16 protein-coding genes, 2 tRNA genes and 1 pseudogene are annotated in these 20,389 nt (G+C 34.2%); 16 read left to right on the forward strand and 3 right to left on the reverse strand.

Annotated elements, in window-relative coordinates; genetic code table 11:
* The first annotated feature begins 14 nt into the window (after positions 1-14).
* The 14 genes and pseudogenes from gdpP to ACXQH5_RS10010 form a co-directional block, all read left to right on the forward strand.
* Complete coding sequence (gene gdpP / locus ACXQH5_RS09945) at positions 15-1,982, forward strand: cyclic-di-AMP phosphodiesterase GdpP (RefSeq protein ID WP_001081646.1); 1,968 nt, start codon at positions 15-17, stop codon at positions 1,980-1,982.
* Complete coding sequence (gene rplI, locus ACXQH5_RS09950) at positions 1,979-2,425, forward strand: 50S ribosomal protein L9 (RefSeq protein ID WP_000864305.1); 447 nt, start codon at positions 1,979-1,981, stop codon at positions 2,423-2,425. Before gdpP ends, rplI begins: the two co-directional genes overlap by 4 nt.
* Positions 2,426-2,456: 31 nt before the next feature.
* A complete protein-coding gene (gene dnaB / locus ACXQH5_RS09955; protein ID WP_000375647.1) occupies positions 2,457-3,857 on the forward strand; it encodes a replicative DNA helicase in 1,401 nt (466 codons plus the stop codon).
* 278 nt (positions 3,858-4,135) lie between these two features.
* Positions 4,136-5,419 carry an adenylosuccinate synthase gene (locus ACXQH5_RS09960; protein WP_000095328.1) on the forward strand — a complete coding sequence of 428 codons (1,284 nt, stop codon included), beginning with the start codon at positions 4,136-4,138 and terminating at the stop codon, positions 5,417-5,419.
* Positions 5,420-5,848: 429 nt separating this feature from the next.
* Positions 5,849-5,923, forward strand: a tRNA-Glu gene (locus ACXQH5_RS09965).
* Positions 5,924-5,930: 7 nt separating this feature from the next.
* A tRNA-Asp gene (locus tag ACXQH5_RS09970) sits at positions 5,931-6,003 on the forward strand.
* 612 nt (positions 6,004-6,615) lie between these two features.
* Positions 6,616-7,317, forward strand: coding sequence for a response regulator YycF (gene yycF / locus ACXQH5_RS09975; RefSeq protein WP_000101976.1), 702 nt, complete (start codon positions 6,616-6,618; stop codon positions 7,315-7,317).
* Between the two features lie 12 nt (positions 7,318-7,329).
* Positions 7,330-9,156, forward strand: coding sequence for a cell wall metabolism sensor histidine kinase WalK (walK, locus tag ACXQH5_RS09980; RefSeq protein ID WP_000871607.1), 1,827 nt, complete (start codon positions 7,330-7,332; stop codon positions 9,154-9,156).
* Positions 9,149-10,483 carry a two-component system activity regulator YycH gene (yycH, locus tag ACXQH5_RS09985; RefSeq protein WP_001060149.1) on the forward strand — a complete coding sequence of 445 codons (1,335 nt, stop codon included), beginning with the start codon at positions 9,149-9,151 and terminating at the stop codon, positions 10,481-10,483. The genes walK and yycH overlap by 8 nt, the downstream gene beginning before the upstream one ends.
* A complete protein-coding gene (locus tag ACXQH5_RS09990; RefSeq protein WP_001104161.1) occupies positions 10,484-11,272 on the forward strand; it encodes a two-component system regulatory protein YycI in 789 nt (262 codons plus the stop codon). It abuts the gene before it with no gap.
* Between the two features lie 387 nt (positions 11,273-11,659).
* The gene (locus tag ACXQH5_RS09995) at positions 11,660-12,460 is read left to right on the forward strand and encodes an MBL fold metallo-hydrolase (RefSeq protein ID WP_000088649.1); all 801 of its coding nucleotides are present in this window, start codon (positions 11,660-11,662) and stop codon (positions 12,458-12,460) included.
* 226 nt (positions 12,461-12,686) lie between these two features.
* Positions 12,687-14,993 (forward strand): LPXTG-anchored adenosine synthase AdsA, encoded by a 2,307-nt coding sequence (adsA, locus tag ACXQH5_RS10000; RefSeq protein WP_000645768.1) that lies wholly within the window; start codon positions 12,687-12,689, stop codon positions 14,991-14,993.
* A gap of 367 nt (positions 14,994-15,360) precedes the next feature.
* A complete protein-coding gene (gene rlmH / locus ACXQH5_RS10005; protein WP_000704775.1) occupies positions 15,361-15,840 on the forward strand; it encodes a 23S rRNA (pseudouridine(1915)-N(3))-methyltransferase RlmH in 480 nt (159 codons plus the stop codon).
* A 321-nt stretch (positions 15,841-16,161) separates the two neighbouring features.
* Positions 16,162-17,004 (forward strand): annotated as a pseudogene (locus ACXQH5_RS10010) (MrcB family domain-containing protein); the annotation flags it as partial.
* A gap of 60 nt (positions 17,005-17,064) precedes the next feature.
* On the opposite strand, the gene ACXQH5_RS10015 reads toward ACXQH5_RS10010, so the two are convergent.
* Positions 17,065-17,739 (reverse strand): IS6-like element IS257 family transposase, encoded by a 675-nt coding sequence (locus tag ACXQH5_RS10015; RefSeq protein ID WP_001105987.1) that lies wholly within the window; start codon positions 17,737-17,739, stop codon positions 17,065-17,067.
* A 221-nt stretch (positions 17,740-17,960) separates the two neighbouring features.
* Between ACXQH5_RS10015 and ACXQH5_RS10020 the strand changes: the two genes are divergently transcribed.
* Positions 17,961-18,476 (forward strand): MarR family winged helix-turn-helix transcriptional regulator, encoded by a 516-nt coding sequence (locus ACXQH5_RS10020; RefSeq protein ID WP_000389384.1) that lies wholly within the window; start codon positions 17,961-17,963, stop codon positions 18,474-18,476.
* Complete coding sequence (locus ACXQH5_RS10025) at positions 18,473-18,832, forward strand: rhodanese-like domain-containing protein (protein WP_001044921.1); 360 nt, start codon at positions 18,473-18,475, stop codon at positions 18,830-18,832. The genes ACXQH5_RS10020 and ACXQH5_RS10025 overlap by 4 nt, the downstream gene beginning before the upstream one ends.
* Before the next feature lie 169 nt (positions 18,833-19,001).
* On the opposite strand, the gene ACXQH5_RS10030 is transcribed toward ACXQH5_RS10025, so the two are convergent.
* A complete protein-coding gene (locus ACXQH5_RS10030; protein WP_000583525.1) occupies positions 19,002-19,613 on the reverse strand; it encodes a recombinase family protein in 612 nt (203 codons plus the stop codon).
* A 126-nt stretch (positions 19,614-19,739) separates the two neighbouring features.
* Complete coding sequence (locus tag ACXQH5_RS10035; RefSeq protein WP_000690623.1) at positions 19,740-20,318, reverse strand: recombinase family protein; 579 nt, start codon at positions 20,316-20,318, stop codon at positions 19,740-19,742.
* Positions 20,319-20,389 lie beyond the last annotated feature (71 nt).

A 20,389-nucleotide genomic window follows, 5' to 3' on the forward strand; every position in this document is an offset into this window, starting at 1 on the left:
ATAGAGGTGGAATAATGAATCGGCAGTCCACTAAGAAAGCTTTACTAATACCATTTGTCATCATGATCATCACAGCAATTGTTTTAATGGGTGTATGGTTTATCTTTAATAGTCTTATAGCACTAATTGCATCTATCGTTCTTGTCGTGATGATTATTGTTAGCATCGTTTTATTCAGACAAGCTTTAATGAAAATGGATAGTTATGTAGATGGTTTGAGTGCTCAAATTTCAACAACAAATAATAAAGCAATCAAACATTTACCAATTGGTATCATTGTTTTAGATGAAAATGATCACATCGAATGGGTTAACCAATTTATGACAGATCATATGGAAGCAAATGTCATTTCTGAATCTGTAAATGAAGTATTTCCAAACATTTTAAAGCAATTAGATAGAGTGAAATCCGTTGAAATAGAATATAATCAGTATCATTTCCAAGTACGTTATTCTGAGAATGATCACTGCCTCTATTTCTTTGATATAACTGAACAAGTACAAACAAATGAACTATATGAAAATTCTAAACCAATCATTGCGACATTATTTTTAGATAACTACGATGAGATTACTCAAAATATGAATGATACGCAGCGTTCGGAAATCAATTCAATGGTAACGCGTGTCATTAGTCGATGGGCGACTGAATATAATATATTCTTTAAAAGGTATAGTTCCGATCAATTCGTAGCCTATTTAAATCAAAAAATATTAGCTGACTTAGAAGAATCTAAATTTGATATCTTGAGTCAATTACGTGAAAAAAGTGTTGGTTATCGTGCCCAATTAACATTAAGTATCGGTGTTGGTGAAGGCACTGAAAATTTAATCGATTTAGGTGAATTATCACAATCAGGCCTAGACTTAGCATTAGGACGTGGTGGTGACCAAGTTGCAATTAAAAGTATTAATGGTAATGTGCGTTTCTATGGCGGTAAGACTGACCCGATGGAGAAACGTACTCGTGTAAGAGCACGTGTGATCTCACATGCGTTAAAAGATATCCTTGCAGAGGGTGACAAAGTCATTATCATGGGGCATAAACGTCCTGACTTAGATGCAATTGGTGCAGCAATCGGTGTGTCTAGATTTGCAATGATGAATAATTTAGAAGCATACATCGTATTAAATGAAACTGACATTGATCCAACATTACGACGCGTGATGAACGAAATTGATAAAAAGCCAGAGTTAAGAGAGCGATTTATTACATCAGATGATGCTTGGGATATGATGACATCTAAGACAACCGTAGTGATTGTTGATACGCATAAACCGGAACTGGTTTTAGATGAAAATGTCTTAAATAAAGCAAACCGTAAAGTTGTTATCGATCATCATAGACGTGGTGAAAGCTTCATCTCTAATCCATTGTTGGTATATATGGAACCATATGCAAGTTCGACAGCTGAATTGGTAACAGAGTTACTGGAATATCAACCAACAGAACAACGTTTAACACGTCTTGAATCAACAGTGATGTATGCAGGTATTATTGTAGATACAAGAAACTTTACATTACGAACAGGATCAAGAACATTCGATGCAGCGAGTTATCTACGTGCACATGGTGCAGATACGATTTTAACGCAACATTTCTTAAAAGATGATGTGGATACTTATATTAATCGATCTGAATTAATTCGAACTGTAAAAGTCGAAGATAATGGCATAGCAATTGCGCATGGTTCAGAAGATAAAATTTATCATCCAGTAACAGTTGCACAAGCAGCAGATGAACTGTTAAGTTTAGAAGGTATTGAAGCATCATATGTTGTTGCGAGACGTGAAGATAATCTGATTGGTATATCTGCGCGTTCACTCGGTTCAGTAAATGTCCAGTTAACAATGGAAGCACTTGGTGGCGGTGGACATTTAACCAATGCTGCAACACAACTTAAAGGTGTGACAGTCGAAGAGGCGATAGCACAATTACAACAAGCAATTACAGAACAATTAAGTAGGAGTGAAGATGCATGAAAGTAATTTTTACACAAGATGTTAAAGGTAAAGGTAAAAAAGGTGAAGTTAAAGAAGTACCAGTAGGTTATGCAAATAACTTCTTATTGAAAAAGAATTATGCTGTAGAAGCAACACCAGGTAACCTTAAACAATTAGAGTTACAGAAAAAACGTGCAAAACAAGAACGCCAACAAGAAATTGAAGATGCTAAAGCATTAAAAGAAACTTTATCAAACATTGAAGTTGAAGTATCAGCAAAAACTGGTGAAGGTGGTAAATTGTTTGGATCAGTAAGTACAAAACAAATTGCCGAAGCACTAAAAGCACAACATGATATTAAAATTGATAAACGTAAAATGGATTTACCAAATGGAATTCATTCCCTAGGATATACGAATGTACCTGTTAAATTAGATAAAGAAGTTGAAGGTACAATTCGCGTACACACAGTTGAACAATAAAGTTGGATTGAAATAAGAGGTGTAACCATTCATGGATAGAATGTATGAGCAAAATCAAATGCCGCATAACAATGAAGCTGAACAGTCTGTCTTAGGTTCAATTATTATAGATCCAGAATTGATTAATACTACTCAGGAAGTGTTGCTTCCTGAGTCATTTTATAGGGGTGCCCATCAACATATTTTCCGTGCAATGATGCACTTAAATGAAGATAATAAAGAAATTGATGTTGTAACATTGATGGATCAATTATCGACGGAAGGTACGTTGAATGAAGCGGGTGGCCCGCAATATCTTGCAGAGTTATCTACAAATGTACCAACGACGCGAAATGTTCAGTATTATACTGATATCGTTTCTAAGCATGCATTAAAACGTAGATTGATTCAAACTGCAGATAGTATTGCCAATGATGGATATAATGATGAACTTGAACTAGATGCGATTTTAAGTGATGCAGAACGTCGAATTTTAGAGCTATCATCTTCTCGTGAAAGCGATGGCTTTAAAGACATTCGAGACGTCTTAGGACAAGTATATGAAACAGCTGAAGAGCTTGATCAAAATAGTGGTCAAACACCAGGTATTCCTACAGGATATCGAGATTTAGACCAAATGACAGCAGGGTTCAACCGAAATGATTTAATTATCCTTGCAGCGCGTCCATCTGTAGGTAAGACTGCGTTCGCACTTAATATTGCACAAAAAGTTGCAACGCATGAAGATATGTATACAGTTGGTATTTTCTCACTAGAGATGGGTGCTGATCAGTTAGCCACACGTATGATTTGTAGTTCTGGTAATGTTGACTCAAACCGCTTAAGAACCGGTACTATGACTGAGGAAGATTGGAGTCGTTTTACTATAGCGGTAGGTAAATTATCACGTACGAAGATTTTTATTGATGATACACCGGGCATTCGAATTAATGATCTACGTTCTAAATGTCGTCGATTAAAGCAAGAACATGGCTTAGACATGATTGTGATTGACTACTTACAGTTGATTCAAGGTAGTGGTTCACGTGCGTCCGATAACAGACAACAGGAAGTTTCTGAAATCTCTCGTACATTAAAAGCATTAGCCCGTGAATTAGAATGTCCAGTTATCGCGTTGAGTCAGTTATCTCGTGGTGTTGAACAACGACAAGATAAACGTCCAATGATGAGTGATATTCGTGAATCTGGTTCGATTGAGCAAGATGCCGATATCGTTGCATTCTTATACCGTGATGATTACTATAACCGTGGCGGCGATGAAGATGATGACGATGATGGTGGTTTTGAGCCACAAACGAATGATGAAAACGGTGAAATTGAAATCATCATTGCTAAGCAACGTAATGGTCCAACAGGCACAGTTAAGTTACACTTTATGAAACAATATAATAAATTTACCGATATCGATTATGCACATGCAGATATGATGTAAAAAAAGTTTTTCCGTACAATAATAATCATTATGATAAAATTGTACGGTTTTTATTTTGTTCTGAACGGGTTGATATATGTTAAGTTTGTGTATTGGAAGTGATGAATTAGTGCTGGAAACACCTATGTTAAAGGGTTTTTAGGACGTTTATGACTATTTGTAAAAATGATTTTTCTTTTAAAAAGGCCGAAAATTAATGTTCGATTTTTATTTGCATTATGGTCTCGATATTGGTAGAATATCAAATGGTTAAATGAGAAAAACTTGGAGGTGCTCACATGTCATCAATCGTAGTAGTTGGGACACAATGGGGAGACGAAGGAAAAGGAAAGATTACGGATTTCTTGGCAGAACAGTCAGATGTTATCGCGCGTTTTTCAGGTGGTAATAATGCAGGCCATACCATTCAATTTGGCGGAGAAACATATAAATTACATTTAGTACCATCTGGTATCTTTTACAAAGATAAATTAGCGGTAATCGGTAACGGAGTCGTTGTTGATCCAGTTGCACTATTGAAAGAATTAGACGGATTAAATGAACGTGGCATTCCTACAAGTAATTTACGTATATCTAATCGTGCGCAAGTGATTTTACCATATCACTTAGCACAAGATGAATATGAAGAACGTTTACGTGGTGACAATAAGATTGGTACAACTAAAAAAGGTATCGGTCCAGCATATGTAGACAAAGTTCAACGTATCGGTATTCGTATGGCAGATTTACTTGAAAAAGAAACATTCGAAAGATTATTAAAATCAAACATTGAATATAAACAAGCATATTTCAAAGGTATGTTTAACGAAACATGTCCATCATTTGATGATATCTTTGAAGAATATTATGCAGCAGGTCAACGTCTAAAAGAATTTGTAACAGACACATCAAAAATCTTAGATGATGCATTTGTAGCAGATGAAAAGGTACTTTTCGAAGGTGCGCAAGGTGTAATGTTAGATATCGACCATGGTACATATCCATTCGTTACATCAAGTAATCCAATTGCAGGTAACGTTACTGTTGGTACAGGTGTAGGTCCTACATTCGTTTCAAAGGTAATTGGTGTATGTAAAGCTTATACATCACGTGTTGGTGATGGTCCATTCCCTACTGAATTATTCGATGAAGATGGACATCATATTAGAGAAGTTGGTCGTGAATACGGTACAACAACAGGACGTCCACGTCGTGTAGGTTGGTTTGATTCAGTTGTATTACGTCACTCTCGTCGTGTAAGTGGTATTACAGATTTATCTATTAACTCAATCGATGTTTTAACAGGCCTAGACACAGTGAAAATCTGTACAGCTTATGAATTAGACGGTAAAGAAATTACTGAGTACCCAGCAAACTTAGATCAATTAAAACGTTGTAAACCAATCTTTGAAGAGTTACCAGGTTGGACAGAAGACGTAACAAGTGTGCGTACTTTAGAAGAATTACCTGAAAATGCACGTAAATATTTAGAGCGTATTTCAGAATTATGTAATGTACAAATTTCTATCTTCTCAGTTGGTCCAGATAGAGAACAAACAAACCTATTAAAAGAATTGTGGTAGAACTTTATATAAGTCATACACAATGATTATAAATACATGAGCCTTCTATCTTTATTGGTAGGAGGCTTTTGCTATGTTTGCTTCTGTATCGATTCGATTATTTAGATAAAAATTACTAACGTAAAGGTGGTATTTGCTAGTCATAATTTAAAAGATTAGATGATATTTAACGAAAATTAAGATGAAATACTTGAATGTAATAAGTCTGATGTCGAAAATAGCTATTAAAATAGAGTAGACGTAAGTATAAATGAAAGCATCTAAAATAGAAAAATTTCAAAAATAGCGTAATTATTACAATAAATAGACTGCCAATAAAATGCAATTTTTCACTTATAACATTCTTCAAAAAATAATAGCAAAATTATGTAAAAAATATCTTGTCATGGCAAGATTGGCTGTGCTATAATCTATCTTGTGCTTAAGAACGGCTCCTTGGTCAAGCGGTTAAGACACCGCCCTTTCACGGCGGTAACACGGGTTCGAGTCCCGTAGGAGTCACCATTTTTTAGGTCTCGTAGTGTAGCGGTTAACACGCCTGCCTGTCACGCAGGAGATCGCGGGTTCGATTCCCGTCGAGACCGTACAAATGCCTATCCAAGAGGATAGGCATTTTTTTGCGTTTAATATTATATTAATAAAAGACATATGGACGAATGATAATCATATTGATTTATCTGTTCGTCCATTTTCTTTATAATGTATGAACCTCGAGTAACTTAGTGGTTGGATATGAAAGATAAACGTAGACAATAAAATCTTTATTAGACGTACAAATATATGCTACTGTCAACATATTTCTTCGTTGTGATATGCCACCAATCCTCCATAACATCAATTGTTAAAGTAACGAATAATGATATTTATTTTCTGGGCAATGACGTGCAACTAGAAGTTGCCATTACCCTAATTTTATTATTGGAATAGAGCCCTCATCATTGTGTTAAATATCATTATCACAATCCGCCGTGAGAAACTAATAAAAAATATTAATATATAAGTTTATATTGGAAAATAGAATTAATAGCTTATAAATGGTAAATTATATAATAGGTTACTATACGTTATGAGACGGAAAATGCGCACAATAACAAAAATAGTAAGCGACATCCTGTGATTTTTTACACAAACATAAACGATAAAGAACAAAAAATGATAAAATAATATTAATGATTTAAGAAAAGAGGTTTATGCAAATGGCTAGAAAAGTTGTTGTAGTTGATGATGAAAAACCGATTGCTGATATTTTAGAATTTAACTTAAAAAAAGAAGGATACGATGTGTACTGTGCATACGATGGTAATGATGCAGTCGACTTAATTTATGAAGAAGAACCAGACATCGTATTATTAGATATCATGTTACCTGGTCGTGATGGTATGGAAGTATGTCGTGAAGTGCGCAAAAAATACGAAATGCCAATTATAATGCTTACTGCTAAAGATTCAGAAATTGATAAAGTGCTTGGTTTAGAACTAGGTGCAGATGACTATGTAACGAAACCGTTTAGTACGCGTGAATTAATCGCACGTGTGAAAGCGAACTTACGTCGTCATTACTCACAACCAGCACAAGACACTGGAAATGTAACGAATGAAATCACAATTAAAGATATTGTGATTTATCCAGACGCATATTCTATTAAAAAACGTGGCGAAGATATTGAATTAACACATCGTGAATTTGAATTGTTCCATTATTTATCAAAACATATGGGACAAGTAATGACACGTGAACATTTATTACAAACAGTATGGGGCTATGATTACTTTGGCGATGTACGTACGGTCGATGTAACGATTCGTCGTTTACGTGAAAAGATTGAAGATGATCCGTCACATCCTGAATACATTGTGACGCGTAGAGGCGTTGGATATTTCCTCCAACAACATGAGTAGAGGTCGAAACGAATGAAGTGGCTAAAACAACTACAATCCCTTCATACTAAACTTGTAATTGTTTATGTATTACTGATTATCATTGGTATGCAAATTATCGGGCTGTATTTTACAAATAACCTTGAAAAAGAGCTGCTTGATAATTTTAAGAAGAATATTACGCAGTACGCTAAACAATTAGAAATTAGTATTGAAAAAGTATATGACGAAAAGGGCTCCGTAAATGCACAAAAAGATATTCAAAATTTATTAAGTGAGTATGCCAACCGTCAAGAAATTGGAGAAATTCGTTTTATAGATAAAGACCAAATTATTATTGCGACGACGAAGCAGTCTAACCGTAGTCTAATCAATCAAAAAGCGAATGATAGTTCTGTCCAAAAAGCACTATCACTAGGACAATCAAACGATCATTTAATTTTAAAAGATTATGGCGGTGGTAAGGACCGTGTCTGGGTATATAATATCCCAGTTAAAGTCGATAAAAAGGTAATTGGTAATATTTATATCGAATCAAAAATTAATGACGTTTATAACCAATTAAATAATATAAATCAAATATTCATTGTTGGTACAGCTATTTCATTATTAATCACAGTCATCCTAGGATTCTTTATAGCGCGAACGATTACCAAACCAATCACCGATATGCGTAACCAGACGGTCGAAATGTCCAGAGGTAACTATACGCAACGTGTGAAGATTTATGGTAATGATGAAATTGGCGAATTAGCTTTAGCATTTAATAACTTGTCTAAACGTGTACAAGAAGCGCAGGCTAATACTGAAAGTGAGAAACGTAGACTGGACTCAGTTATCACCCATATGAGTGATGGTATTATTGCAACAGACCGCCGTGGACGTATTCGTATCGTCAATGATATGGCACTTAAGATGCTTGGTATGGCGAAAGAAGACATCATCGGATATTACATGTTAAGTGTATTAAGTCTTGAAGATGAATTTAAACTGGAAGAAATTCAAGAGAATAATGATAGTTTCTTATTAGATTTAAATGAAGAAGAAGGTCTAATCGCACGTGTTAACTTTAGTACGATTGTGCAGGAAACAGGATTTGTAACTGGTTATATCGCTGTGTTACATGACGTTACTGAACAACAACAAGTTGAACGTGAGCGTCGTGAATTTGTTGCCAATGTATCACATGAGTTACGTACACCTTTAACTTCTATGAATAGTTACATTGAAGCACTTGAAGAAGGTGCATGGAAAGATGAGGAACTTGCGCCACAATTTTTATCTGTTACCCGTGAAGAAACAGAACGAATGATTCGACTGGTCAATGATTTGCTACAGTTATCTAAAATGGATAATGAGTCTGATCAAATCAATAAAGAAATTATCGACTTTAACATGTTCATTAATAAAATTATTAATCGACATGAAATGTCTGCGAAAGATACAACATTTATCCGAGATATTCCGAAAAAGACGATTTTCACAGAATTTGATCCTGATAAAATGACGCAAGTATTTGATAATGTCATTACAAATGCGATGAAATATTCTAGAGGCGATAAACGTGTCGAGTTCCACGTGAAACAAAATCCACTTTATAATCGAATGACGATTCGTATTAAAGATAATGGCATTGGTATTCCTATCAATAAAGTCGATAAGATATTCGACAGATTCTATCGTGTAGATAAGGCACGTACGCGTAAAATGGGTGGTACTGGATTAGGACTAGCCATTTCGAAAGAGATTGTGGAAGCTCACAATGGTCGTATTTGGGCAAACAGTGTAGAAGGTCAAGGTACATCTATCTTTATCACACTTCCATGTGAAGTCATTGAAGACGGTGATTGGGATGAATAATAAGGAACATATTAAATCTGTCATTTTAGCACTACTCGTCTTGATGAGTGTCGTATTGACATATATGGTATGGAACTTTTCTCCTGATATTGCAAATGTCGACAATACAGATAGTAAGAAGAGTGAAACGAAACCTTTAACGACACCTATGACAGCCAAAATGGATACAACTATTACGCCATTTCAGATTATTCATTCGAAAAATGATCATCCAGAAGGTACGATCGCGACGGTTTCTAATGTGAATAAGCTGACGAAACCTTTGAAAAATAAAGAAGTGAAGTCCGTGGAACATGTTCGTCGTGATCATAACTTGATGATTCCTGATTTGAGCAGTGATTTTACATTATTCGATTTTACGTATGATTTACCGTTATCAACATATCTTGGCCAAGTACTGAACATGAATGCGAAAGTACCAAATCATTTCAATTTCAATCGTTTGGTCATAGATCATGATGCTGATGATAATATCGTGCTTTATGCTATTAGTAAAGACCGCCATGATTACGTAAAATTAACAACTACAACGAAAAATGATTACTTTTTAGATGCATTAGCAGCAGTGAAAAAAGATATGCAACCATACACAGATATCATCACAAACAAAGATACAATTGATCGTACGACGCATGTTTTTGCACCAAGTAAACCTGAAAAGTTAAAAACATATCGCATGGTATTTAACACGATTAGTGTTGAGAAAATGAATGCTATACTATTTGACGATTCAACCATCGTTCGTAGTTCAAAGAGTGGTGTTACAACCTACAACAATAATACAGGTGTCGCAAACTATAACGATAAAAATGAAAAATACCACTATAAAAACTTGTCCGAAGATGAAGCAAGTTCCAGCAAAATGGAAGAAACGATTCCAGGAACCTTTGATTTTATTAATGGTCATGGTGGTTTCTTAAACGAAGATTTCAGATTATTTAGTACGAATAATCAGTCAGGCGAGCTAACATATCAACGTTTCCTTAATGGTTATCCAACGTTTAATAAAGAAGGCTCTAATCAAATTCAAGTCACTTGGGGTGAAAAAGGCGTCTTTGATTATCGTCGTTCGTTATTGCGCACCGACGTTGTTTTAAATAGTGAGGATAATAAAACATTGCCGAAATTAGAGTCTGTACGTTCAAGCTTAGCGAACAATAGTGATATTAATTTTGAAAAAGTAACAAACATCGCTATCGGTTACGAAATGCAGGATAACTCAGATCATAATCACATTGAAGTGCAGATTAACAGTGAACTCGTACCGCGTTGGTATGTAGAATATGATGGCGAATGGTATGTTTATAACGATGGGAGGCTTGAATAAATGAACTGGAAACTTACAAAGACACTTTTCATTTTCGTGTTTATTCTTGTCAACATCGTGTTAGTATCGATTTATGTTAATAAAGTCAATCGCTCACACATTAATGAGGTTGAGAGTAACAATGAAGTTAATTTTCAGCAAGAAGAAATTAAAGTACCGGCTAGTATATTGAATAAATCAGTTAAAGGTATAAAATTAGAACAAATTACGGGGCGTTCAAAAGACTTTAGTTCTAAAGCTAAGGGTGATTCGGATTTGACCGCAGCAGACGGTGGAAAATTATTGAATGCGAACATTAGTCAATCGGTAAAGGTCAGTGACAATAACTTAAAAGATTTGAAAGATTATGTTAACAAACGTGTGTTCAAAGGTTCAGAATATCAATTAAGTGAAATTAGTTCTGGTTCTGTAAAATACGAACAAACGTATGATAATTTCCCGATTTTGAACAATAGTAAAGCGATGTTGAACTTTAATATAGAAGATAACAAAGCGGCTAGTTATAAACAATCAATGATGGATGACATTAAGCCCACAGATGGTGCTGATAAAAAGCATCAAGTGATTGGTGTGAGAAAAGCAATCGAGGCATTATATTATAATCGTTACTTGAAAAAAGGTGATGAAGTCATTAATGCTAGACTCGGTTACTACTCAGTCGTGAACGAAACGAATGTTCAATTGTTACAACCAAACTGGGAAATTAAAGTGAAGCATGACGGTAAGGATAAAACGAATACTTACTATGTCGAAGCGACAAATAATAACCCTAAAATTATTAATCATTAATATGAATCGTAATAAGCTAGCATTGCAAGCTCATCATATGTGAGAAGCGGTGCTAGCTTTTTGCTGGTACGGTTTATTATGGCTGATGTTTTTGCGTCCTAACTTGCGCATTTATTCATATATTAAGTAGAACCGCATTGTAAAATTAGTGTAACTGTTATTTTAAAAACTTTAGTATTTGCCTAATCATTGTTATAATAATTAGGACATTCATTGCACGTGATTATCAAAATTTAATTATAAGAGACCGGTCGATGAACTAAAGTTACATAATAGGAAAGGTATACAAAACAGCTAATATACTGATAGTTTCTGTAGGGAAAATCGTATATTTGCACTGATGTATATTGCAGTCATATAGAGAGATTGACTGCTTAAATAGAAAGGATGAGCCGCTTGATACGCATGAGTGTATTAGCAAGTGGTAGTACAGGTAACGCCACTTTTGTAGAAAATGAAAAAGGTAGTCTATTAGTTGATGTTGGTTTGACTGGCAAGAAAATGGAAGAATTGTTTAGTCAAATTGACCGTAATATTCAAGATTTAAATGGTATTTTAGTAACCCATGAACATATTGATCATATTAAAGGATTAGGTGTTTTGGCGCGTAAATATCAATTGCCAATTTATGCGAATGAAAAGACTTGGCAGGCAATTGAAAAGAAAGATAGTCGCATCCCTATGGATCAGAAATTCATTTTTAATCCTTATGAAACAAAATCTATTGCAGGTTTCGATGTTGAATCGTTTAATGTGTCACATGATGCAATAGATCCGCAATTTTATATTTTCCATAATAACTATAAGAAGTTTACGATTTTGACAGATACGGGTTACGTGTCTGATCGTATGAAAGGTATGATACGTGGCAGCGATGCGTTTATTTTTGAGAGTAATCATGACGTCGATATGTTGAGAATGTGTCGTTATCCATGGAAGACGAAACAACGTATTTTAGGCGATATGGGTCATGTATCTAATGAGGATGCGGGTCATGCGATGACAGACGTGATTACAGGTAACACGAAACGTATTTACTTATCGCATTTATCACAAGATAATAACATGAAAGATTTGGCGCGTATGAGTGTTGGCCAAGTATTGAACGAACACGATATTGATACGGAAAAAGAAGTATTGCTATGTGATACGGATAAAGCTATTCCAACGCCAATATATACAATATAAATGAGAGTCACCCTATAAAGTTCCGCACTGCTGTGAGACGACTTTATCGGGTGCTTTTTTATGTTGTTGGTGGGAAATGGCTGTTGTTGAAATTAAGGTTCTAGTTGAAATGTAAAAAATAATTCGATATTAAATGTAATTTATAAATAATTTACATAAAATCAATCATTTTAATATAAGGATTATGATAATATATTGGTGTATGACAGTTAATGGAGGGAACGAAATGAAAGCTTTACTACTTAAAACAAGTGTATGGCTCGTTTTGCTTTTTAGTGTGATGGGATTATGGCATGTCTCGAACGCGGCAGAGCAGCATACACCAATGAAAGCACATGCAGTAACAACGATAGACAAAGCAATAACAGATAAGCAACAAGTAACGCCAACAAAGGAAGCGGCTCATCATTATGGTGAAGAAGCGGCAACCAACGTATCAGCATCAGCGCAGGGAACAGCTGATGATACAAACAACAAAGTAACTTCCAACGCACCATCTACAGCAGCTTCAACAACAGTAAACGAAACGCGTGATGTAGATACACAACAAGCCTCAACACAAAAACCAACTCGCACAGCAACATTCAAATTATCAAATGCTGAAACAGCATCACTTTCACCACGAATGTTTGCTACCAATGCACCACAAACAACAACACATAAAATATTACATACAAATGATATCCATGGCCGACTAGCCGAAGAAAAAGGGCGTGTCATCGGTATGGCTAAATTAAAAACAGTAAAAGAACAAGAAAAGCCTGATTTAATGTTAGACGCAGGAGACGCATTCCAAGGTTTACCACTTTCAAACCAGTCTAAAGGTGAAGAAATGGCTAAAGCAATGAATGCAGTAGGTTATGATGCTATGGCAGTCGGTAACCACGAATTTGACTTTGGATACGATCAGTTGAAAAAGTTAGAGGGTATGTTAGACTTCCCGATGCTAAGTACTAACGTTTATAAAGATGGAAAACGCGCATTTAAACCATCAACGATTGTAACGAAAAATGGTATTCGTTATGGAATTATTGGCGTAACGACACCAGAAACAAAGACGAAAACAAGACCTGAAGGCATTAAAGGTGTTGAATTTAGAGATCCATTACAAAGTGTGACAGCAGAAATGATGCGTATTTATAAAGACGTAGATACATTTGTTGTTATATCACATTTAGGGATTGATCCATCAACACAAGAAACATGGCGTGGTGATTACTTAGTGAAACAATTAAGTCAAAATCCACAATTGAAGAAACGTATTACAGTCATTGATGGTCATTCACATACCGTACTTCAAAATGGTCAAATTTATAACAATGATGCATTAGCACAAACAGGTACAGCACTTGCGAATATCGGTAAGATTACATTTAATTACCGCAATGGAGCGGTATCGAATATTAAGCCGTCATTGATTAACGTTAAAGACGTTGAAAATGTAACACCGAACAAAGCATTAGCTGAACAAATTAATCAAGCTGATCAAACATTTAGAGCACAAACAGCAGAGGTTATTATTCCAAATAATACGATTGATTTCAAAGGAGAAAGAGATGACGTTAGAACGCGTGAAACAAATTTAGGAAACGCGATTGCAGATGCTATGGAAGCATATGGCGTTAAGAATTTCTCTAAAAAGACTGACTTTGCCGTGACAAATGGTGGAGGTATTCGTGCCTCTATCGCAAAAGGTAAGGTGACACGCTATGATTTAATCTCAGTATTACCATTTGGAAATACGATTGCGCAAATTGATGTAAAAGGTTCAGACGTCTGGACAGCTTTCGAACATAGTTTAGGCGCACCAACAACACAAAAAGATGGTAAGACAGTATTAACAGCGAATGGCGGTTTACTACATATCTCTGATTCAATCCGTGTTTACTATGATATGAATAAACCGTCTGGCAAACGAATTAATGCTATTCAAATTTTAAATAAAGAGATAGGTAAGTTTGAAAATATTGATTTAAAACGTGTATATCACGTAACGATGAATGACTTCACAGCATCAGGTGGCGACGGATATAGTATGTTCGGTGGGCCTAGAGAAGAAGGTATTTCATTAGATCAAGTACTAGCAAGTTATTTAAAAACAGCTAACTTAGCTAAGTATGATACGACAGAACCACAACGTATGTTATTAGGTAAACCAGCAGTAAGTGAACAACCAGCTAAAGGACAACAAGGTAGCAAAGGTAGTGAGTCTGGTAAAGATACACAACCAATTGATAAAGACAAAGTGATGAATCCAGCGAAACAACCAGCTTCAGGTAAAGTTGTGTTGTTACCAGCGCATAGAGGAACAGTTAGTAGTGGTAGAGAAGGTTCTGATCGCGCATTGGAAGGGAATGCTGTATCAAGCAAGAGTGGGAAACAATTGGCTAGCATGTCAGCACCTAAAGATAGCGCGCATGAGAAACAGTTACCAAAAACTGGAACTAATCAAAGTTCAAACCCAGCAACGATGTTTGTATTAGTAGCAGGTATAGGTTTAATCGCGACTGTACGACGTAGAAAAGCTAGCTAAAATATATTGAAAACAATACTACTGTATTTCTTAAATAAGAGGTACGGTAGTGTTTTTTTATGGAAAAAAGCTATAACCGTTGATAAATATGGGATATAAAAACGGGGATAAGTAATAAGACATCAAGGTATTTATCCACAGAAATGGGGATAGTTATCCAGAATTGTGTACAATTTAAAGAGAAATACCCACAATGCCCACAGAGTTATCCACAAATACACAGGTTATACACTAAAAAATGGGCATAAATGTCAGGAAAATATCAAAAACTGCAAAAAATATTGGTATAATAAGAGGGAACAGTGTGAACAAGTTAATAACTTGTGGATAACTGGAAAGTTGATAACAATTTGGAGGACCAAACGACATGAAAATCACCATTTTAGCTGTAGGGAAACTAAAAGAGAAATATTGGAAGCAAGCCATAGCAGAATATGAAAAACGTTTAGGCCCATACACCAAGATAGACATCATAGAAGTTCCAGACGAAAAAGCACCAGAAAATATGAGCGACAAAGAAATTGAGCAAGTAAAAGAAAAAGAAGGCCAACGAATACTAGCCAAAATCAAACCACAATCAACAGTCATTACATTAGAAATACAAGGAAAGATGCTATCTTCCGAAGGATTGGCACAAGAATTGAACCAACGCATGACCCAAGGGCAAAGCGACTTTGTATTCGTCATTGGCGGATCAAACGGCCTGCACAAGGACGTCTTACAACGTAGTAACTACGCACTATCATTCAGCAAAATGACATTCCCACATCAAATGATGCGGGTTGTGTTAATTGAGCAAGTGTATAGAGCGTTTAAGATTATGCGTGGAGAAGCATATCATAAATGATGCGGTTTTTTCAGCCGCTTCATAAAGGGATTTTGAATGTATCAGAACATATGAGGTTTATGTGAATTGCTGTTATGTTTTTAAGAAGCTTATCATAAGTAATGAGGTTCATGATTTTTGACATAGTTAGCCTCCGCAGTCTTTCATTTCAAGTAAATAATAGCGAAATATTCTTTATACTGAATACTTATAGTGAAGCAAAGTTCTAGCTTTGGGAAAATTCTTTCTGCAACTAAATATAGTAAATTACGGTAAAATATAAATAAGTACATATTGAAGAAAATGAGACATAATATATTTTATAATAGGAGGGAATTTCAAATGATAGACAACTTTATGCAGGTCCTTAAATTAATTAAAGAGAAACGTACCAATAATGTAGTTAAAAAATCTGATTGGGATAAAGGTGATCTATATAAAACTTTAGTCCATGATAAGTTACCCAAGCAGTTAAAAGTGCATATAAAAGAAGATAAATATTCAGTTGTAGGGAAGGTTGCTACTGGGAACTATAGTAAAGTTCCTTGGATTTCAATATATGATGAGAATATAACAAAAGAAACAAAGGATGGATATTATTTGGTATATCTTTTTCATCCGGAAGGAGAAGGCATATACTTATCTTTGAATCAAGGATGGTCAAAGATAAGTGATATGTTTCCGCGGGATAAAAATGCTGCAAAACAAAGAGCATTAACTTTATCTTCCGAACTCAATAAATATATTACATCAAATGAATTTAATACTGGAAGATTTTATTACGCAGAAAATAAAGATTCATCTTATGATTTAAAAAATGATTATCCATCAGGATATTCTCATGGATCAATAAGATTCAAATATTATGATTTGAATGAAGGATTCACAGAAGAAGATATGCTAGAGGATTTAAAGAAATTTTTAGAACTATTTAATGAATTAGCTTCAAAAGTTACAAAAACATCCTATGATAGCTTGGTCAATAGCATAGACGAAATACAGGAAGACAGCGAAATTGAAGAAATTAGAACAGCACAAAAAGATAAGACACTCAAGGAAGTGGAAGCACCTAAAGGAATAATTCCAAAATATAAAAAAGGTGTATCAAAGACTACTAAAAATGATTCAGAAATTGAAAAATCAAATAAAGAGAATAAATTAACCGGTAAAGTTGGAGAAAAATTAGGGTTCTGTTGCAAAGTAAAAAAATATAGCTAACCACTAATTTATCATGTCAGTGTTCGCTTAACTTGCTAGCATGATGCTAATTTCGTGGCATGGGGAAAATCCGTAGATCTGAAGAGACCTGCGGTTCTTTTTATATAGAGCGTAAATACATTCAATACCTTTTAAAGTATTCTTTGCCGTATTGATACTTTGATATCTTGTCTTTCTTACTTTAATATGACGGTGATCTTGCTCAATGAGGTTATTCAGATATTTCGATGTACAATGACAGTCAGGTTTAAGTTTAAAAGCTTTAATTACTTTAGCCATTGCTACCTTCGTTGAAGGTGCCTGATCTGTAATTACCTTTTGAGGTTTACCAAATTGTTTAATGAGACGTTTGATAAACGCATATGCTGAATGATTATCTCGTTGCTTACGCAACCAAATATCTAATGTATGTCCCTCTGCATCAATGGCACGATATAAATAGCTCCATTTTCCTTTTATTTTGATGTACGTCTCATCAATACGCCATTTGTAATAAGCTTTTTTATGCTTTTTCTTCCAAATTTGATACAAAATTGGGGCATATTCTTGAACCCAACGGTAGACCGTTGAATGATGAACGTTTACACCACGTTCCCTTAATATTTCAGATATATCACGATAACTCAATGCATATCTTAGATAGTAGCCAACGGCTACAGTGATAACATCCTTGTTAAATTGTTTATATCTGAAATAGTTCATACAGAAGACTCCTTTTTGTTAAAATTATACTATAAATTCAACTTTGCAACAGAACCAAAAATAGTATCTTAATAATCTTCATTATTGCGACACATTTTAATTTTGAAACGATTAAGAGACTTCCTTTCAAAAGGAAGTCTCTTTTTTATTACTTTAAAAAGTTATTGAAGAATGATATATTTATAAATAGTTAGGCGCCTAACTATTTAAGGAGTGATTTTTTGGAAGATTTTTACTTATTTGACAGTCCTTCAGCCGAAAAGTTAAAAGGTCTAAAGAAAGAATATACTAACTTAGATGTTACTTCGGTACTTACTTATTTTGAAATTCAAAAAGCTTATAAGAAAATAAAAATGAATCATGATGATCTTTTCCAAAAATTCGATTTGTCTGAAAGTAAATTTACGATAATGATGCTGTTGTCTTATGAAAAAGATATGATTTTATCGCCTTCTGATTTATCTCAGAAAATAGGGAGTAAAAAATCTACTATAACTGGAGTTTTGAAGGGATTAGAAAAAAGAGAATGGATTATTAGAATAAAAGTAGCGAATGATAAAAGAAGTAATTATGTTCAATTAACTGATAAGGGACTAAAAAAACTAAAAGCTTTTTTGCCATACAATTATGAAATAGTTTCAAGTATTTTTGATAATTTCAGTGAAGACGAAAAGGAACAGCTTTACTATTTAGCAAATAAACTTAAAATTAATTTGGAAAAGGATGATTTTTTATGAACAAAGTAGAATTTTTAGAAACATTTTTAAGTCTTTATATTAGTCACCATGAAGTACTTAGAGATATGGAAAGTAATGAAAATAAATATGTAGTAATTGATGTTAGAAACGCACCTAAGGAAGTAAAAAAGGACAAAATAAAGAGTTCTATTGAAATTCCTGCTAAAGATCTTAAGAATCAACTGAGTGACTTATCTAAAGAAAAGATATATGTAGTTTACGATTGGACTGGAGGAACTACTTTAGGAAAAGAAGCATTGTTAGAGTTATACAAAAATAATTATGAAGCTTATGAATTAGCTGGAGCATTAGAAGGTTGGAAAGGTATGAAATTACCTTTAGAAAATGTTATATAGTCACTAAAACTTTTCTTTTTTAACCTTCGTTATTGAGAAAAAATATAGAAAAAAAGAGAGGGCAAAAACGCTCTCTCTTATTCCTGTCTTATTATTAAAATCTCATAATACATGATTAACATGTATTTTGGGACGCTGTGAGAAACGCTCATTTGCATTGACAATCCATTTACCAAGATAATCCCTTATCATTTTTAATTCTATAAACTGTCTGTCTTGTAATATTAACTTCTTTCGCAATCTTACTAATTGCTTGTCCTTCTTCTAACATTTCGACAACTCGATGATAGATAACACGTTTTTGAGGATCTTTCGCATTCGGTGAATAGAGTAAAGGACGTCCTTTATATATACCTTTGTCTTTTGCGACTTGAATACCTTGAGCTTGTCGACGTTTACTTTCATTTCTCTCTTGTTCTGAAACCATTGCTAATATTTGAATGATTAGATCTTTCATAAATTTATCTAATAATGGATTGCCAATCACTTCATTCATCATAGGTAAGCTGGTAATCATTAACTGAACGTCTTTTTCTTTTAAATAATTCACAGTTTCAATAATTTCATCATAGTTACGTCCTAAACGATCAATAGATTCCACAACGAATCGGTCTCCCATTCTGACAAAATTGAGGGCTTCTTGAAATACAGGTCTATTTTCTACTGACTTTCCCGACTGTTTCTCTGTAAAGATTTTCTCCACACCAAGCTTCTTTAAATTATCCAATTGTCTTTCTAAATTTTGATCTATCGAAGATACTCTCGCATAGCCTATAATCATTTATTTTCACTCCAAAATTAATATACACCCTAATCATACGTTTTAATTGTTATAATTTCAACAACTTATTTTGTATGATTAGGGTGTATCCTGTCTAATTTTTATCTTTCTTAAAATTTAGTAATATTATTTATCTTTATTTTCTTGGTTATTTAACTTATTGAGATAACGATAGATTGTTGTACGTGAAACTTTCCATTGCTCTGCAATAGTTTTAATTGGTGTTCCATTATCATAAAGTGTTTTGAGTAATTTTAAATCTTGTTTATTTAATTTTTCGGGTCGACCTCCATAGCGTCCTCTAGCACGAGCTGCAATTCGTCCCGCTGAAGAACGTTCTAAAATTAAATTACGTTCAAACTCTGCAAATGCTGCGAATAAATGAAATAACAATTGTCCTGTAGAACTTGATTTATCCATTGTTATATTTTCTTCTAAACTATGAAAACTCACGCCTCGATTATTAAGTTCATTAACTAATATGATTAAATCTTCCATGTTACGTCCTAGTCTATCTAGTCTCCAAACAACAATCGTATCTCCTGACCTCGCAAATTCAATGGCTTTATCTAAACCAGGTCGCTTACTTTTTGAACCACTCATATGATCATTAAATATCTTTTCACAACCATATTGATTTAACTGATCTTCCTGTAAATCCAAGTTCTGTAATCCAGTTGAAACTCTTGCATAACCTATTTTCAAGATACAAACCTCCTATATACATTTTCATTGTATCATAACTTAATTCTAACCATATTTATGAACATAGATTT

This window comes from Staphylococcus sp. SA22, assembly GCF_054165785.1.

Excerpts from the sequence above, each read along its gene's own strand:
- gdpP (WP_001081646.1), top strand. The coding sequence starts at position 15 with ATGAATCGGCAGTCCACTAAGAAAGCTTTACTAATACCATTTGTCATC.
- rplI (WP_000864305.1), top strand. The coding sequence starts at position 1,979 with ATGAAAGTAATTTTTACACAAGATGTTAAAGGTAAAGGTAAAAAAGGT.
- dnaB (WP_000375647.1), top strand. The coding sequence starts at position 2,457 with ATGGATAGAATGTATGAGCAAAATCAAATGCCGCATAACAATGAAGCT.
- ACXQH5_RS09960 (WP_000095328.1), top strand. The coding sequence starts at position 4,136 with ATGTCATCAATCGTAGTAGTTGGGACACAATGGGGAGACGAAGGAAAA.
- yycF (WP_000101976.1), top strand. The coding sequence starts at position 6,616 with ATGGCTAGAAAAGTTGTTGTAGTTGATGATGAAAAACCGATTGCTGAT.
- walK (WP_000871607.1), top strand. The coding sequence starts at position 7,330 with ATGAAGTGGCTAAAACAACTACAATCCCTTCATACTAAACTTGTAATT.
- yycH (WP_001060149.1), top strand. The coding sequence starts at position 9,149 with ATGAATAATAAGGAACATATTAAATCTGTCATTTTAGCACTACTCGTC.
- ACXQH5_RS09990 (WP_001104161.1), top strand. The coding sequence starts at position 10,484 with ATGAACTGGAAACTTACAAAGACACTTTTCATTTTCGTGTTTATTCTT.
- ACXQH5_RS09995 (WP_000088649.1), top strand. The coding sequence starts at position 11,660 with ATGAGCCGCTTGATACGCATGAGTGTATTAGCAAGTGGTAGTACAGGT.
- adsA (WP_000645768.1), top strand. The coding sequence starts at position 12,687 with ATGAAAGCTTTACTACTTAAAACAAGTGTATGGCTCGTTTTGCTTTTT.
- rlmH (WP_000704775.1), top strand. The coding sequence starts at position 15,361 with ATGAAAATCACCATTTTAGCTGTAGGGAAACTAAAAGAGAAATATTGG.
- ACXQH5_RS10015 (WP_001105987.1), bottom strand. The coding sequence starts at position 17,739 with ATGAACTATTTCAGATATAAACAATTTAACAAGGATGTTATCACTGTA.
- ACXQH5_RS10025 (WP_001044921.1), top strand. The coding sequence starts at position 18,473 with ATGAACAAAGTAGAATTTTTAGAAACATTTTTAAGTCTTTATATTAGT.
- ACXQH5_RS10030 (WP_000583525.1), bottom strand. The coding sequence starts at position 19,613 with ATGATTATAGGCTATGCGAGAGTATCTTCGATAGATCAAAATTTAGAA.